The following is an 18,232-nucleotide window of genomic DNA, read 5'->3' as shown; positions in this document are numbered from 1 at the left end:
CCTTAATCCTCCACTGTTGGAAAAAGTTGCTGCATTAAACCTTTTTTATGTACTTTTAGCGCTTCAATCTTTTGCGCCTGTGCTGTGATCAGGTTATCAATGGAAGACAAACAATCAGCGATTTTTTGTTGCTCTCTAACCTCCGGAAAGTAGACATCTAATTCCTTAAGTTGCTGCGCTGATAAATTGGCCTGTTTTGTTCCACCAGGCAATTTATATAGCTTTTTCAGAAAATTTTCACTCTTTAGTGTCTGTAACAAAAAACCTTTAATACAATCTTTTTTGGGTGATATTTTAACAACCCGTTGATTCAATAATAAATTGGGGCTTTCAGCTGGGACTTGAACCACAAAGCCATAGTCTTCCTTTCCTGCCGTTCCGGTCATTGACATCAAAAGATCGCATGGCTTTATGACAAATCGCGAATACTCTTCTTCATAGTTTGTAGGTAAGAAGACCGGTGAACGATCAAATTTTAATACACCTTGATACAGATTGCCCATTCGAACCAATTGAATTCCTTCATCCATAAAATCAGTACTTTTAAATGCATATCCCATAGTCAATACAGCAAGGTTATCAGTTATCCCTTTACGCCAAGCTTCTGCATTCTCAAACTCAGAAAATCGCAATGTTGGAACAGTTTGACCTTCAGCGGGAAAAAGGTTTTGCATTAAGCCTTTTTTATAGGATTGCAGTGCTTCGTGCTTTTGGATATGCGCGCTAATCAGTTCGTCAAGGGAAGATAGACAATCGGCGATTTTTTGTTGTTCTGGGAATTGGGGAACCCTTACAGTAAAATCACTTAACACCTCTTTTGTAATAGTTTTTATTATCCCACCAGGGGCTCTTTCTTTTTCAAGTTCAAATAAATTCTGAATGATATAGGCAAAAAATAATTTTTCTGTTGGTTTATGGAACTCTTCAAAAATCAATATAGTTCTATCTACATAAGCGTCATATTGAGTAATCGCAACCCTACCAATTGAGCCCTGCAATGTGACAATCAATGTTCCTTTAAGAATAAAAACACTTTGCTCTGCGGCAAGTTTACTAATTCTTCTTTTTGTGGTTGGTTTTAATTGTAAATTGTTGTTGACGTCAAACACCTGAATGAATGGCATTCCATTCTCATCGTTAAACCATTTAGACAATCCATAAGGCTGAGGAAAACTGCCTCGGCGAAATTTTGCCAACTGAATTAGAGAAAGCTTCTCCCAACCACCTATACCTTTAAACTCCGGAAACCGCAACTCAGGCATCAAGCTTTTTTTATCTTGCTTACTCATATGCCGCCAATCCTGAAATCTCTTGTCCTTGGGCAAATTTATTGAGTAATGGCACCAGTTCATCCATCAATGCAAGCTCTGCCTGGGTACGCGCCTTCCATCCTAAATCTAGCGGTTGCAATAAATCGCTAAGCTTTTCACCATCGAATATCATTCGATCTAAAATACTGTCAACAAAAGCCTGTAAAGCCTCTCGTGCAATGCGGTGCTTATCTGCTATTGCGGCGAGTTCCTTGGCGGACTTTTTAGCTTTAAACTGTTGATAGCCTTCACGAATAGCCTTTTCATTCAAACTTTGATTCATAGGTAAGCTGTTGATGTAGTCCACAATATCATCTCGCTCATCCATTAGATTAGCGCTTGAGCTGATTAAGTCGATCAACTGTTGACGACTCATCTTGTGTTTATTCGATTTATTGTTGTCCGTAGATTTGGCGATTAAGTTCATAATATAGTCGTAATCAATCACGCTTGATGCAAACAGCACCAACTCAAATTCTAATTGTTGCAATGGGTCATTTGGATCACCATCACCCTTACCTTGCTGCACTTTCAAGCGCTGTGCTGTTTCTAGATACATGCTTTTAAAGCCACGCAACTGCTCCTCGGGTAATAAAGCATTGACACTTGCTAACTGTGCTTCATTCAGGTCAGTATACTGATCAAGTTGGGTTTTTAAGCGCTGAACTTCTTTGAAACGGTTAATAAATTCGCTTCTAGCAGCATCTCCTTTTAGGTTATTAACGTTTTCAGGGCTACAGGCAAGTCCTTGTGAATCCATGAAGTTCTCTAGATCATTCATTGCACTATCTAACTTCTGAATCACTTCAGGCGCAGGATCAACAAGCCAGATTTCTTTGGCACGACGCTTATCTTGCCCTGAAAAACGGGCAATTGCCGTATTAACAGCATCTTCTTGGTGTCGGAAATCCAAGATATTACCATAGGGTTTTGTGTCATTAAGCACACGATTTGTGCGCGAGAAAGCTTGAATTAAGCCATGATATTTTAGATTCTTATCAACGTATAAGGTATTGAGATATTTCGAATCAAAGCCTGTGAGTAACATATCCACCACAATAATAATATCAATTTTGTTTTTATGCGGGTAATCCCTATTCGTATATTTCTGATCTTTAATGCGTTGCTGCACATCTTGATAATACAGATCGAATTCACTGATCGCGTGATTGGTATTATATTGCGCATTGTAGTCAGCAATGATGGTTTTCAATGCTGCTTTCTTTTCATCAGGCGCTTCTTGGTTATCCTCCTTTTCTTGGGGCAAATCTTCTTGTATTTGCTGAACATCTTTATTGCCTTCAGCGGGGGGTGAGAATACACAGGCGATGTTCAACGGTGTATAACTCTCATCATCAAGTAGTTTTGCAGATTGCGCTTGCTTAAATAACTCATAGTATGTAATAGCATTATTAATAGAAGCCGTTGCTAGTATGGCATTGAAACGACGCTGATTAGTTGCCGCATCATGCTTTTTAAGTATTTCATTAACAACAGATTCTGGTGATGGCAACTTAGGTTTTGACGTTTTCTTTTGATCACTTTTATCATCTTTAAGCTTTTCACCGAAATAATCGATATGAAAACGCAACACATTGCGATCATCAATAGCATTAGTAATAGTATAGGCATGTAGCTGTTTTTCAAAAACATCCTCAGTGGTTTTGTATGAGCCAATGGTCCCATCAATCTTCTTATAGGTCGCATTATCTTCAAAAATAGGTGTGCCCGTGAAACCAAATAATTGTGCTTTAGGAAAAAAAGCTTTAATTGCCTGATGGTTATCACCAAATTGAGAACGATGACACTCATCAAAAATAAAAACGATTCTTTGATCGCGTAGAGGCTCAAGGCGTTCTTTATACGTTTGTTTGCCATTTCTTCTATGCTGCTGATTACGTTTACTGTTCTCATCTAGCGCAAGTCCAAGTTTTTGAATCGTAGTTACAATGACCTTATTAGAATAATCGTCCGATAACATACGTCGAACCAAAGCTTCGGTATTAGTATTTTCCTCAACACAGCCTTCTTGAAACTTATTGAATTCCTCACGAGTTTGGCGGTCAAGGTCTTTACGATCTACAACAAAAAGGCATTTATCAACATCTGGATTGTCTTTTAACAATGTAGAAGCCTTAAATGACGTAAGCGTTTTACCGCTCCCTGTAGTGTGCCAGATATACCCATTGCCACGATTTTGATGAATACAATCGACAATCGCCTTAACTGCATAGATCTGATAAGGACGCATGATCATCAGTTTTTGCTCGCTAGCCACTAACACCATATAACGGCTAATCATTTGACCTAAGGTGCATTTAGCTAAGAAATTATCGGCAAAATCATTAAGATGGCTGATTTTTGTATTGTCTTCTTTGGCAAGCTGATAAATAGGTAAAAAGCGTTCATCCGCATTAAAGCTAAAATGCTGATTGTGATTATTAGCAAAATAGAGCGTATTACTATAATTACTCACAATAAAAAGCTGCATGAAGCACAACAGTGTATTAGAGTACCCATTACCTATATCATTTTTATACTCGACGATTTGCTCCATAGCACGCCGTGGTGAAAGACCAAGTGTTTTCAGCTCAATTTGCACCACAGGAACACCATTGATCAGCAAAATGACATCGTAACGATGATGACTGTTATCGGTATTGATACGCAACTGATTAATAACCTCAAACTCGTTTTTACACCAATCCTTGATATTAACCAAGGTATAGTGCAATGGTGTACCGTCTTCACGCTGAAACGTGTTGCGTTCACGCAACGTTTTAGCGGCAACAAAAACATCTGGATTAACGATCTCATCACGCAGACGGGAAAATTCGGCATCAGTCAATCTAACATAATTGAGCGCTTCAAATTTTTTGCGGAAATTTTGTTCAAGGGTATCTTTATCACATATGTCTTCGCGATAGGTGTATTTAAGATCTTGTAGCTTAGAAATTAAAGCATCTTCGATGTGTTGTTCTTTTGTCATATATCCGCCCCGCATTTACTCGAAAATTAAAATACATTTATCCACAATAAATCTTACGGCGATCAAATATTAACCATCCTTACTAAAATTAATCGCCACGAGTCATTATTCATAATTACAAACCAGTTTAAAACAACCCATAAATCGGTGAAATAAGCGTCACTAACAACGCAGGGAAAATACCAAGTAATAAAATAAGTGCCGCATTGATGCTTAAGCCAAATAAGGTCACTTTATTAGCATACACTGGTGTTTGATTTTTCGGTAAATCAAAGTACATCGACTTGATCACACGTAGATAATAGTAACACGCGATAACTGACATAATTAAGGCATAGATACCTAGTCCTAAGTGTCCTGTATCAATCAAGCCCATAATCACAAATAACTTAGCGGTAAATCCTGATAATGGTGGGATGCCTGCCATTGAGAACATCACGATCAACATAATAAAGGCAATCCATGGATTACGACGATTAAGACCCGCAAAATCTGCCAAGTTCTCAACTTCATTGCCACGAACACTTAATACGATCAACACACCAAAGCCAGCTGCTGACATCAATACATAAATGATGACATAGAAAAGCGCTGTTGATACAGCAAAAGCCGCGGGGTTTAATATCAGTGCTAATAATACAAAACCAATATGTGAGATCGTTGAATAACCGAGCATACGTTTAACATTTTTCTGTGCTAAGGCGAGTAAGTTACCAAAGAAGATAGATAAAACGGCTAGTACAGTCAGCACTTTACTCCATGCAAAAGCTTGCGCTGGCATACCGATCATAAGGATATTAACAAGCATCGCAAAAGCCGCAACCTTGGGCACTGAAGCTAAAAATGCCGTCACTGCATTAGGAGATCCCTCATAAACATCCGGCACCCACATATGAAAAGGTACGGCACCCAACTTAAAAGTTGCTGTTGCAATCATCAACACCATGGCAATTAATACTATTTGTGAATGTGCCATTTCTGGATTGGCGAGATATCTACCGATTTCCGTTAAATCCAAGCTACCGGTAACACCATAGATAAATGACATGCCATATAACAATAAACCTGAAGCAATCGCACCTAATACAAAGTATTTGATCGCTGCTTCTGCTCCTGTGGCAAATCCACGACGAATGGCGAGCAATGCATACAATGGCAAAGATAACAGCTCTAAGCCGATATAAATGGTTAATAAGCTATGTGCTGATGTTAGTACCAGCGCACCTAGAATAGACAATATTGACAAGACATAAAACTCACCCTGTGGCAGCTTTCTATCTTCAATATATTCTTTGCAATAGATAAAAACAAAAAATGCGACAAGTATGATAACTTCTTGCAAGATAAAGGTCAGCTCAGTTGATAAGGTCTGCCCTTCAAAACCAACATGAATATGTGAATTAAGTGATTTTAATAAAATCCACGCCGCAATAATCAAAAAGACTTGTGTCAGAATATAGGCAATATTTTTGACTTTCTTGCCAAAGAATAAATCCGCCAGCATCACAACCAATGCGGCAATGCCTAACGTAATTTCAGGAAGTATGGTGATAATATTTGCTAACATCATTTCTCTTTACCCTATCGTTACCGCATGTGCAGCTTGAATGATATGCGTTGAAGCTGCTGAAGAAAGTTGTAGAATTGGTTCTGGATAAACACCAAACCAGATAGTAGGAATCGCTAATAATACAAAGACAAAGATCTCAAGGCCGCTGATGTCTTTTAAATTAGCCACTTGAGTGGTGATCACTTTACCAAAGAACACGCGTTTGTACATCCACAGTGTATAGGCAGGTGCAATAACAAGCGTTAAGCCGGCAAGTAAAGCCACCCATGGTGAGTATTTAAATACCGCTAGGATAATCAAGAATTCACCGACAAAGCCACTGGTACCAGGCAGTCCAATATTTGCCAAACAAAATAACATAAAGAATGTCGCAAAGATTGGCATTGAACGGGCAACGCCTTGGAAATCAGCAATATTTCGACTTTGCATCCGTAAATATAGATAGCCGCAACCAATAAACATTCCCCCCGATGAGAAGGCATGAGCGATCATTTGAAACACCGCACCTTGAATCGCTAATTGCGCATCTGCCATACCTAATACTTGATCAGGATTGTTCTTCACTAATAAGAAGATTGAGAACATTGCCAACGTCACCAAGCCCATGTGGGAAATCGATGAGTAAGCGATAAGGCGTTTGAAATCAGTTTGCGCAATCGCAACAATCCCAACATAAACAATGGCAATCAGTGAAATACCAATCAAAAGCCAATCAAGGACTGCCGTGATACTCGGGATCAATGGTAAAACAAAACGTAAGAAACCATAAGCACCCAACTTTAACATCAATGCAGCAAGGACAACCGAACCACCAGCTGGTGCTTCAGAATGCGCATCTGGCAACCATGAATGAAATGGCCACATCGGGATCTTAACGGCAAACGCCAAAAAGAATGCACCAAACAATAGCCATTGAGCCGTTAGCGTGATATTGACTAACTGCCCCATATCATTTGCTTGCGTTGCCCAGAAAATAAAGTTTTGAATGGAGAACGTACCACTATCAACTAAGCTTGCACTTGGTAGGCTTGCTACTTGTTGCTGGATATATAAAAACGCAACTAATAAGAAAATAGAACCGGCAAAGGTGTATAAGAAGTATTTAATCGCGGCATAGGCTTTTCTCTTGCCACCCCAAATACCGATACCTAATGTGGTTGGGATTAACAATGCTTCCCAGAACACATAAAACAGCATCGTATCCTGCGCCATAAATACCGCATTGGTTAAGCCGGTAGTGATCAGGAAAATCGCCATATATTGTCTTAAACGCACTTTGATGCTACGCCAAGCAGCAAGCACAATCACCACATTGGTAAAGCTTGTTAAGATAATAAATAGCACGGAGAATCCGTCAACGCCAAGATAATAGTAAACGGCATCATTATTATTGAATAAACTAAACCAACGCACACGCTCAACAAACTGCATGCTAGCACTGGTTGGATCAAACTCAAGGTATAAAGGAACACACAATAAAAGCGTTAATATGGCAACCGCTAGCGCCGTCCAGCGTGCCGCTTCTTTTTTGCCATCTGGCGATTTCGCTGCTAATACAATAAAGCCACCGATAATCGGCACCCAGATTAGCAAGCTTAATAAATAGTGAGTTATAAACATAGTATTAACTTTCCTTTAACCAAAGCCTTAGTTTACCCAAAAAATTAGCCATGCGATCAATGCTAAAACACCAATCAACATCACCAGTGCGTAGTCAAACAAAAACCCACGTTGTACACGCGTCATCTTCTTGCCCGCAAAATAAATTAAATCCGCGCTGCCTTGAACAGCCACCTTATCAATCATAAAGATATCGATGACAACCCATAGCACTTTACTTAACAGCACAACACCTTTAACAAATACAAGATCATACAAACCATCGATAAAGTATTTTTTGACAAGAATATAATGCAAAACACCAAATCCTGAGCGCACATTAGATAAAGCTTTAGGGATGCTTGGTACTAATACATAGAAGATATATGCCAAAACAAGTGCAGAAATTGCCAACCAAAAAGCTGGTGTATGCACAGAATGCATCACGAAATCCCACGGCGTATTAGTTGCTGCTTCTTGCGCTAAAGTTGCGACAACCGTCATATTGCCTAAAGCAGGTTCATAGTATTGCGCAATCGTATTGCCAAAGAAGCCATGTGCATTAGCAAGATTTGGTGTTAACGCTGGTTCAAAGAACAGCATCCCCGCAAATACCGATGGAATCGCTAACAAAATTAACGGTATCAAAATGGTTAATGGTGATTCTTTAACATGCGCCTTAGTATGCGCATCCATTCGTGTTGGACCATGGAATGTCATAAAGATCATTCTAAAGGTGTAGAAAGATGTAACAAACGCACAAGCCAATACTAAATAATAAGCAAACTCGTGCCCTGGCAAAGTTGTGGTTGCTGCCGCGTCAATAATCAAGTCTTTTGAGAAGAAACCAGCAAATGGCGGAATTGCGGCTAATGCCCAACCCCCAATAATCATACAGATATAGGTCACTGGCATGTATTTTCTTAAGCCACCCATCTTGCGCATGTCTTGCTCGTGATGTAACGCGACAATCACTGAACCGGCTGCTAAGAATAGTAATGCTTTAAACATCGCATGCGTCATTAAATGAAACATACCAATGGAGAAACCTGAGGCGCCTTGAGCAACCATCATATAACCCAATTGTGACAGGGTACAGTAAGCGATAACCCGCTTAATATCCATTTGCACAATCGCAATCAATCCCATAAATAAACAGGTAATTGCACCGATAATCATCACAAAGCTTAATGCGGTTGCCGAATGAACAAACATCGGTGATAAGCGCGCAATCATAAAGACACCCGCAGTCACCATCGTTGCCGCGTGGATCAATGCTGAGATCGGTGTTGGGCCCTCCATTGAGCCTTCTAACCAAGTATGTAACGGGAATTGCGCTGATTTACCCATCGCGCCGATAAACAGTAATACACACATCAACGTGATCGGGCTAAATTGCATGCCTAAGAACGAAATCATTTGGTTGTTATCAAGGTTGCTCACGGCAGTGAATACGGTGTTGTAATCGATTGAATTACAATAGTAAATCACTGCAGCAATTCCTAACAAGAACCCTAAGTCACCGACACGGTTAACAATAAAGGCGCGTAAACTTGCTTCATTGGCAGAGTCTTTATCAAAGTAATAACCGATTAAGAGATAGGAGAATAACCCTACCCCTTCCCAACCAAAGAAGAGTATTAAAAAGTTGTTACCCATGACCAAACAAAGCATGGCAAAGGTGAAGCCTGAGATATACGCAAAAAAGCGCGCGTAACCGGCTTCGCCTTTCATATAGCCAATTGAGTAGACATGCACCAAGGTGGATACAAATGTCACAATCAACATCATAAAGACGGATAACTTATCGACAGTGAAGCTAACCTTCATACCTAAAGATGGAAACAATGCCCAGTTAAAGTAGGTTACGGTATAAACGTCATTATGCAAATAAACGCCTAATGCCAGAACAATACTCAAAATAAATGATAAAAGCACCAAGCCAATCGTAATGCAGTTAACACCGGTTAATTGCACCCTTTTTGAAAAAAATCCGGCAACGATTGCACCTAATGCTGGCGCCAAGATAATAATGGCAATAATAAAATCAATTCCCATCGTCTTAGCCCTTTAATGTATTTAATTGACCAACATCGATTGTTTTGCGCGTTCTAAATAACACAACCACAATCGCCAAACCAATTGCTGCTTCAGCCGCGGCAACCGTCAAAATAAAGAAGACAAACACATCACCTGTGTTTTGCTTAAGCATACTTGAGAAAGCAATAAAGTTCGTATTAACTGCTAAGAGCATTAACTCAATTGACATCAATAGAATCAATAGATTGCGACGGTTCATAATAATACCGGCAATGCTTAATGAAAATATAATCGCACTAAAAATCAAATAATGCGTAATGGGTACCGGAATACTAGTCATTCTTAGGTTCTCCCTGATCAGAATCATCTTGTGATTTTTCTTTATTTGCTGCTTTTTCTGTTTTTGCTATTTCAGAAGCGCTTTTTTCTGCTTTCATCTTAACCATTGACAAACGATCTTTCGCTTGTGTTTGAATCTGCAGGCTTGGATTAATCGATTTGTTGCCTGGTTTTTTACCACGGAAAGTCAAGGTAATGGCAGATACCATCGCTGCTAATAAAACCATTCCAGCAAGCTCAAACGCATAGAGATACTTATTAGAGAACATCTCACGCCCTAGATTTTCAACGGTACCTAAACCACCGGTCATTGTTCTATCAGCAAAGGTATGGCTGACTACAATTGAAATAAGCACAGCTAAGCATGCACATAATAAGATTACAATTGGCCAGTAGAATACTAACTTCTTCTGTTTGATGACAATATCGATATCTAGCATCATCACCACAAACAAGAACATCACCAAAACCGCGCCGACATAAACAACGATCAAAAGTAACGCCAGATATTCCTGCTGCATGGTAAGCCAAACACCAGCTGCTGCAAAGAAAGTAAAGACTTTCGCAATAACTGCACGCACTGGGTTTTTTGCACTGATCACCAATAGCGCGCCTATCACCGTTAGTGCGGCAAATACATAAAAGATAATATTTACACTCATCGATCCCTACCTAAATGCTCTGTCTGCTTCACGATCTTTCGCGATTTCATCTTCATACTTATCACCAACCGCCAAAAGCTTTGCTTTGGTCATGATATTTTCACCACGTTTTTCAAAGTGGTATTCAAATACACGTGTTTCAACAATAGAGTCCACGGGACATGACTCTTCACAAAACCCACAAAAGATACATTTGAATAAATCAATTTCATATTTTGTCGTACGTCTTGAACCGTCTTCACGTGGCTCTGCTTCAATGGTAATCGCCAAGGCTGGACAAACGGCTTCACATAATTTACACGCGATACAACGCTCTTCACCATTTTCATAACGACGCAGTGCATGCAGTCCACGAAAACGACCTGATTGCGGCGTTCTTTCATCCGGATATTGCACGGTTACTTTTCGCGTGAAAAAGTGCTTACCCGTAATCTTAAGACCTTTTAACAATTCCCATAGCAAAAAGGTCTGACAATAGCGTTTAATTGCTTTAAACATCAATAAATCTCCTACCACCAAGGACCTAAGCCAAGTTTAACCATAAATGCAACCACAATAACCCATACTAAAGTCACTGGAATAAAAATCTTCCAGCCCAATCGCATTAATTGGTCATAGCGATATCTTGGGAAAGTTGCACGAATCCATAAATACATAAACATGAAAATACCAGTTTTTAAGAATAGCCAGATCATGCCAGGCACAAAGCTAAAGAACTGATCAAGCACAGGGATATTTTCAAATGGCGAAATCCAACCACCTAAAAAGAAAACCGCAGTTAACAAGCTGATCAAAATCATATTAGCATATTCTGCTAAGAAGAATAACGCAAAGCGCGCGCCGGAATACTCAACATGATGTCCAGCAATAATCTCAGATTCACCTTCGATCACATCAAATGGGGCACGTCCCGTCTCAGCAACACCTGAGATAAAGTAAATAACAAACAAAGGAAATAGCGGGATAAAGTACCAGTGCCAAATACCACCTTGTTGTGTTTCGACAATCGTGCTTAGATTAAGTGAACCCGCAGCGATCAACACACCGATGATGGCAAAACCCATTGCTAACTCATAGGATACAACCTGAGCTGCTGCACGCAACGCACCAAACATTGCATATTTCGAGTTAGATGCCCAACCAGCGATAATCACACCATATACTGCAATTGAAGTCATCGCCAGAATATACAACACACCGGCATTGATATCCGCCAACACGATGCCTTGACCAAATGGCACAACTGCCCATGCCGTATAAGCAGGTGCGAAAGCAAGCATCGGTGCGATAAAGAATAAATAGCGGTTTGATTTCGCTGGAATAATGATTTCTTTAAGCAGCAACTTAACCGCATCAACGATGGGTTGTAATAAACCAAAAGAACCCACACGATTTGGACCAATACGATCTTGCATGTAACCAATGACTTTACGCTCTGCATAAGTGTAATAAGCTACAACCAGAATCAAAGGGATAACGATTAATAAGACTTTTAGAACAATCCAGATAATATCTAAAATCATGCGTTTACCACCGTCTGTTTAATTGGCGTGATTGTAACATTGCCCCAAGCTTTGCCACAAGTCGGCATAAGCTGAAACGGCACGATTATCGTGTCTTTGGCTAATGTTCCATCAATGATGAGATCCACTTCGTATGCTTTGCCATCAAGTTTAACAATCACACGACCTGATGTGTTTATCTCATGTGCTACGACATACTTAGCTGATACACGCAAGCTTTGCGCATAATGAGCATCTTTTGTTGCTTGCAATGGTTTAGCACGTCTTAATAATGCATTTGTACTATACATCGATACAGATGGCGTGACATGATAGCCTTCAGTCAGTGCTGTTAAGCCATTCTTAAACAATCCATCAACATCAATTTTTAATTCTGCCTGCTCATGTGTCGCAAACTCCTGATAAACCTCATCAACTGTTTGGTAATCAAAGCCTTCCAAATTTAATAGGTTCGCTAATACACGCAATACTTTCCACAAAGGTTTACTATCTTCATATGGTTGGATGACGGCTTTAAAGTGCTGTGTTTGTCCAGCGATATTTACAAATGAACCATCTTCTTCAAAATGTGTAGTAATCGGCAGTATGATATCCGCATATTTAAACATTTCAGCCGTTGCATAGCTTGTAAATGCTGCCACAATATCAATCTCTTGCAGCTTTTGTAAGGATTCTTGACCTAACACTGAATCAAACTCAGGTTCAACCGCAAAGTTTAATAATAATTTGGTTTTATTACTTAATATCGCTTGTGCGTTCATGCCTTGTTGTAAGTTTTCATTAGCACCTGGCAGATATTCACTTGCTACTCCTGCAAGTAACGCACCTTTGGCATTAGCGCCAAAACTAAGCACACCACCTTTGGCGTTCAATAATGATTTAAGCTCAGTAAACAATGCATAAATTTCAGCAAAATCTTTATTTAAGATGGCATCAAAACCTAAAATCATCACTGGTTTCTCAGCTGCAACAAGCTCCGTTGCCAAACTTTCGATTTCAGGCAAAATCTCTAATGATTCAACAGCCTTTTTAACGACCTCTGTTGCTATTGGTTGCGAGATTTTTTGTGCTACGGCTTTAACTAAATTCGCTAGCGCATAAACCATCTCATTGGCTTCAACTTGTGTCGTCTGAACGGCATAATTGAAGTCATATTCTTGGCTATTGAGTGCCAAAACCTTCGCACCATTTTTCACTGCCTTGTGCACGCGGTGATTAATCAATGGGACTTCTTTTCGTAAATAGCTGCCAACCAGTAATGCAACATCAGCATGTTCAATTTCAGCTAATTCGCAATCAAATCCGACACCTGTGTGCAGTGTTAAGGCATGCACACCTTGCATTAAGCGCGTATCAATATTGTTTGATCCAACTTGACGCATCAGTTTTTGGATAAGGTATAAACTCTCTGTTGTCGCAGAATCTGAAGCAAGACTCGATATCGCATTAACACCGTCTTGCGCCTTGGTTTGCTCGATGGCCACTTTGATAAAATCTAATGCTTCTTCCCACGACACATCAACCCAAGCACCTGCTTTTTTGATCATCGGTTGTGTAACACGATCTTCGGCATAAACACCGGTATAAGCAAAACGATCTTTATCGGCAATCCACGTTTCATTAATACTTTCGTTTTCTTTTGGCACAACACGCATTAGTTGATTGCGACGCGTATGCGCATAGATATTCGCACCAACGCAATCAGCGCCTGAAATCGTTGCATATTGTTGAAGCTCCCAAGCACGCGCATGGAATCTAAATGGTTTAGATGTCAAAGCACCCACTGGGCATAAATCAATAATATTACCTGATAATTCCGAATTGACGGTTTTAGCAACATAAGTACCGATTTGCGTGTGATCTCCTCTGCCCATCGCACCAAGCTCTTTATCACCGCTGATTTCTTCACCAAAACGCACACAACGCGTACATTGAATACAGCGCGTCATATCAGTTGCTACTAATGGCCCTAAGGTTGGGTCATCAAATACGCGCTTAGTTTCATTATATTTAGAAACATCACTGCCATAACCCATCGCGACATCTTGAAGTTCACACTCACCACCTTGGTCACAAATAGGACAATCAAGCGGATGGTTAATAAGTAAAAACTCCATGACCTTCTTTTGATAAGAAAGTGTCGTTGGCGATTTTGTAAAAACTTTCATGCCGTCCATAATCGGTGTCGCGCACGCTGGAGATGGCTTTCTTGCCCCTTCAACTTCGACAAGACACATTCTGCAGTTGGCTGCTATCGAGAGTTTCTTGTGATAACAAAAGCGCGGAATATAAATACCATGCCTATCAGCGATCTGAATAATCATCTCACCAGGCTTCGCCGCATATGGCTGACCATTGATCTCGATATTAAGTTGTTTTGTTGCTTCTTTTTCTGACACGGGAGTCACCCTTCATCAATTACGTTTATTTTTAACCCTACGCTTAAATCAGCAATAGGGTTTCACTATTTTATTAAGCACTGACAATACTGCGCTTATGTTCAATCATATATTCAAATTCATGTCTGAATTTCTTAATATAGCTTTGTACTGGCCACGCCGCAGCATCACCTAAACCACAAATGGTATTGCCTTCAATATTTGAGGCGACACGCGCTAAATTATCAATATCCTCCGGCTTACCTTCACCATGCAAAATACGCTCCAAGGTTCTTGCCAACCAGCCAGTACCTTCGCGACACGGTGTGCACTGCCCACAAGACTCTTCATAATAAAACTCTGCTAAGCGCGCTAGTAACTCGACCATACATGTATCTTCATCAAGCACGACAACAGCACCTGAGCCTAACATTGAACCTGCTTGACCAATGGCTTCATAATCCATGGTTAAAGATAGCATTTCCTCACCAGTTAGGATCTTACATGAACTGCCACCTGGAATCACCGCTTTGATTTTTTTATTATCACGCACGCCGCCTGCCATTGCCAACAGATCTTTAAATGGCGTTCCAAGGCCAATTTCAAAAACACCTGGCATGTTAACATGCCCTGAAACACAGAAGAGCTTAGTACCACCACTTTTCTCTGTACCCATTTTCTGAAACCATTCACCGCCATGCTCTAGTATTGGCGGCACTGAAGCATACGTCTCAGTATTATTAATATTGGTTGGACAACCATATAAGCCTTTATTGGCTGGAAATGGTGGCTTAAATCGTGGCTGACCTTTACGCCCTTCAAGCGAATTTAATAATGCAGTTTCTTCACCACAGATATAGGCACCCGCCCCAATTGAACAATATAAATTAAAATCAACACCTGAACTGCGCAGGTTAAATCCGATCAAACCCATTGCACGCGCCTCATTTAAGGCCGCTTCAAAGCGTGCAATCGGCTCATAAAACTCGCCACGGACATAGTTATAACCTACTGTTGCACCGGTAACATAACCGGCAATTGCCATGCCCTCGATTAATTGATGCGGATTATTACGTAAAATCTCGCGATCTTTGCAAGTCCCTGGTTCACCTTCATCAGAATTGCATACAACATACTTCTGTCCTGGCAAGTTGCGCGGCATAAAGCTCCACTTAAGTCCCGTTGGGAAACCAGCACCACCACGACCACGTAAACCTGACTTTTTAAGCTCCTCAATAATCACTTCAGGTGGAATCTTCTCATCGAGAATTCTTTTCCAATAAGAGTAGCCACCGATTGATTCGTAAGACTTCAATGACCACGGTCGTTCAAGGTGCAGGGTTCTAAAACATACTTCATTCGCCATCTGCTACTCCAAAGAATCAATAATTTGATCGACTTTTGCAGTGGTTAAGTTTTCATAAAAAACCTTATCCACTTCCAACATTGGCGCACCACAGCATGCACCCTGACACTCAACAGACTTCAGCGTAATTCTACCATCCGCTGTTGTTTGCCCTGCTTTAATATCAAGCTTATTTTCAATGTGCGTCATGATTTTCTTGGCACCATTTAACATACATGAAAGATTAGTACATACATTTAGCTTATGTCTGCCTACTTTTTTAAGATCATACATGCTATAGAAAGTCGCCACTTCATAAACTGAAGCTGCCGGCACATCCAAATAAAGTGCTAGTTTATCCATTAATTCTTCGGTTAAATAGCCGTTGTTATAGTCTTGCAAAACATGCAAGCCAGGGATGATGACAGAGCGCTTTTGATTAGTGGGATAACGCTTTTCCCAGTTCTCTAGCAACTCAGTGACTTGAGGTGAAAATATTTCTTTTTTATCTAACTTATTCTCTAACATAGACAAACCTTACCTATCTATCTACATCGCCAAACACAATATCTTGTGTCGCAATAATTGCCGGAGCATCGGATAACATATGCCCGCTTAACATTTCATTCATCGCACTTAAATGGGTAAAGCCTGGCGCTCTAATCTTTAGACGATACGGTTTATTGGCACCATCTGATACCAAGTAAATTCCAAATTCACCTTTTGGATGCTCTGTTCCCACATACACTTCACCTTCAGGCACACAATAGCCCTCAGAGAATAATTTAAAATGGTGAATCAAGGCTTCCATACTGTTTTTCATCTCATCGCGCTTAGGCGGAGTCACTTTGTGATTTGGTGCCATAATAGGACCTTCGTTGTCACGCAACCATTCTACACATTGGCGGATGATTTTATTGGATTCACGCATTTCTGCCATACGTACCAAATAGCGATCATAACAATCACCATGACTACCAACAGGAATATCAAACTCAAGTTCGCTATAGACATCGTATGGTTGTTTTTTGCGAAGATCCCACGCCACACCTGAGCCTCTTAACATTGGACCACCAAAGCCTAATGCCTTAGCACGCTCAGCCGTTACCACACCAATACCTACCGTACGCTGCTTCCAGATACGGTTATTGGTTAATAGGTTTTCATATTCATCAACACACTTTGGAAAACGCTCAGTAAAATCCCAAATAAAATCAAGCAATGAGCCTTGGCGATTTTTATTAATTGCTTTTAATTTACGCTTTGACGTAAAACGAGATTTTTCATATTTTGGCATTGTCAATGGTAGATCACGCGCAACACCTCCTGGTCGGAAGTAAGTTGCATGCATTCTTGCCCCTGAAACCGCTTCATAGCAGTCAAACAGATCTTCACGCTCACGAAATGCATAAAGAAACATCGTCATCGCACCTAAATCCAAACTATTCGCCGCCGTCCACAATAAGTGATTCAAAATACGCGTAATTTCAGCAAACATCACACGGATGTATTGCGCACGTTTTGGCACTTCGATCTCAAGCAGTTTTTCAATCGCCAACACATAAGCATGCTCATTACACATCATTGATACATAATCTAAGCGATCCATATAACCAATGCTTTGATTAAATGGTTTTGACTCAGCCAATTTCTCGGTACCGCGATGCAAAAGCCCAACATGCGGATCAGCACGAACAACGACCTCACCATCAAGCTCTAACACCAAGCGCAATACGCCATGAGCCGCCGGATGCACCGGACCAAAGTTCATTGTATAGTTTTTAAATTCTGCCATAGCATTCTCAATTACTGTTCATCTAAGTAACGGTTATCTTGACGAATAACCTTAGGCGCATTAACACGCGGATCAATTTCTACTGGTTCGTAAACCACACGTTTTTGCGTTTCATCGTAACGCATCTCAACATAACCACTTTGTGGGAAATCTTTTCTAAATGGATGCCCTACAAAGCCGTAGTCTGTCAGTATTCGACGCAAATCAGGATGCCCTGTAAAAACAAAGCCAAACATGTCAAAAGCTTCACGCTCACTCCAGTTTGCCGCAGGCCAAATATCGACAACACTTGGTAACATTAGATCAAATTCATCTAAGTAAACCTTAACACGCAAACGAATATTAAGCGCCAAGCTCATTAAGTGATAAACCACTGCAAAGCGCTTCTTGCCTTTATTAGGCTCTTTATGTAACAACTCGCCTTTGACTACACCGCGCGAGAAACCACTACTCGTGGCACTTTGCGTTTTCCATTCATCTTCACCAAAGCTTAAGTAATCAACGCCCATCACATCAATAAGTTGCTCAAATTTAAATACTTTTTTTAAGCGTGTCATCACTTTGATGAGATTGCCTTTGGCAATTTCAACGGTAAGTTCATCGTGTTGAAAAGTTGTTGAGATAAATTGACTGTCAAAGTCATTTTTTAAATCATCGATAAATTCTTGCGTTAACGACATCG

The 18,232-nt window shown here is 40.3% G+C and carries 14 protein-coding genes; all 14 read right to left on the bottom strand.

Annotated elements, in window-relative coordinates; translation table 11 throughout:
• Positions 1-2: 2 nt before the first annotated feature.
• The 14 genes from ACY10D_RS03095 to ACY10D_RS03030 all read right to left on the bottom strand — a co-directional run bounded on the left by ACY10D_RS03095 (position 3) and on the right by ACY10D_RS03030 (position 18,230).
• Complete coding sequence (locus ACY10D_RS03095) at positions 3-1,289, bottom strand: restriction endonuclease subunit S (protein WP_486999315.1); 1,287 nt, start codon at positions 1,287-1,289, stop codon at positions 3-5.
• Positions 1,282-4,299 (bottom strand): type I restriction endonuclease subunit R, encoded by a 3,018-nt coding sequence (locus tag ACY10D_RS03090; protein WP_486999314.1) that lies wholly within the window; start codon positions 4,297-4,299, stop codon positions 1,282-1,284. Before ACY10D_RS03090 ends, ACY10D_RS03095 begins: the two co-directional genes overlap by 8 nt.
• 127 nt (positions 4,300-4,426) lie before the next feature.
• Positions 4,427-5,869 carry an NADH-quinone oxidoreductase subunit NuoN gene (gene nuoN, locus ACY10D_RS03085; protein WP_486999313.1) on the bottom strand — a complete coding sequence of 481 codons (1,443 nt, stop codon included), beginning with the start codon at positions 5,867-5,869 and terminating at the stop codon, positions 4,427-4,429.
• A gap of 6 nt (positions 5,870-5,875) precedes the next feature.
• On the bottom strand, positions 5,876-7,489 hold the full coding sequence (locus ACY10D_RS03080; protein ID WP_486999312.1) for a complex I subunit 4 family protein: 1,614 nt from the start codon (positions 7,487-7,489) through the stop codon (positions 5,876-5,878).
• Positions 7,490-7,516: 27 nt separating this feature from the next.
• Positions 7,517-9,526 carry an NADH-quinone oxidoreductase subunit L gene (gene nuoL / locus ACY10D_RS03075; protein ID WP_486999311.1) on the bottom strand — a complete coding sequence of 670 codons (2,010 nt, stop codon included), beginning with the start codon at positions 9,524-9,526 and terminating at the stop codon, positions 7,517-7,519.
• A gap of 4 nt (positions 9,527-9,530) precedes the next feature.
• Complete coding sequence (gene nuoK / locus ACY10D_RS03070; RefSeq protein ID WP_117002257.1) at positions 9,531-9,848, bottom strand: NADH-quinone oxidoreductase subunit NuoK; 318 nt, start codon at positions 9,846-9,848, stop codon at positions 9,531-9,533.
• On the bottom strand, positions 9,841-10,509 hold the full coding sequence (locus ACY10D_RS03065) for an NADH-quinone oxidoreductase subunit J (protein WP_486999310.1): 669 nt from the start codon (positions 10,507-10,509) through the stop codon (positions 9,841-9,843). The genes nuoK and ACY10D_RS03065 overlap by 8 nt, the downstream gene beginning before the upstream one ends.
• Before the next feature lie 6 nt (positions 10,510-10,515).
• The gene (nuoI, locus tag ACY10D_RS03060) at positions 10,516-11,007 is read right to left on the bottom strand and encodes an NADH-quinone oxidoreductase subunit NuoI (protein WP_283156202.1); all 492 of its coding nucleotides are present in this window, start codon (positions 11,005-11,007) and stop codon (positions 10,516-10,518) included.
• Positions 11,008-11,018: 11 nt separating this feature from the next.
• Positions 11,019-12,032, bottom strand: coding sequence for an NADH-quinone oxidoreductase subunit NuoH (gene nuoH, locus ACY10D_RS03055; RefSeq protein ID WP_486999309.1), 1,014 nt, complete (start codon positions 12,030-12,032; stop codon positions 11,019-11,021).
• On the bottom strand, positions 12,029-14,431 hold the full coding sequence (nuoG, locus tag ACY10D_RS03050; RefSeq protein ID WP_486999308.1) for an NADH-quinone oxidoreductase subunit NuoG: 2,403 nt from the start codon (positions 14,429-14,431) through the stop codon (positions 12,029-12,031). Before nuoG ends, nuoH begins: the two co-directional genes overlap by 4 nt.
• Positions 14,432-14,504: 73 nt before the next feature.
• Positions 14,505-15,776 carry an NADH-quinone oxidoreductase subunit NuoF gene (gene nuoF, locus ACY10D_RS03045; protein WP_486999307.1) on the bottom strand — a complete coding sequence of 424 codons (1,272 nt, stop codon included), beginning with the start codon at positions 15,774-15,776 and terminating at the stop codon, positions 14,505-14,507.
• A 3-nt stretch (positions 15,777-15,779) separates the two neighbouring features.
• Positions 15,780-16,283 carry an NADH-quinone oxidoreductase subunit NuoE family protein gene (locus tag ACY10D_RS03040; protein ID WP_486999306.1) on the bottom strand — a complete coding sequence of 168 codons (504 nt, stop codon included), beginning with the start codon at positions 16,281-16,283 and terminating at the stop codon, positions 15,780-15,782.
• A 13-nt stretch (positions 16,284-16,296) separates the two neighbouring features.
• On the bottom strand, positions 16,297-17,550 hold the full coding sequence (locus ACY10D_RS03035) for an NADH-quinone oxidoreductase subunit D (RefSeq protein WP_486999305.1): 1,254 nt from the start codon (positions 17,548-17,550) through the stop codon (positions 16,297-16,299).
• Between the two features lie 11 nt (positions 17,551-17,561).
• Complete coding sequence (locus ACY10D_RS03030) at positions 17,562-18,230, bottom strand: NADH-quinone oxidoreductase subunit C (protein ID WP_486999304.1); 669 nt, start codon at positions 18,228-18,230, stop codon at positions 17,562-17,564.
• Between the last annotated feature and the right edge of the window lie 2 nt (positions 18,231-18,232).

The organism is Cysteiniphilum sp., assembly GCF_057495195.1.
Note: the sequence above shows the minus strand (reverse complement) of the source record. Positions and strands in the feature narration are given on the sequence as shown.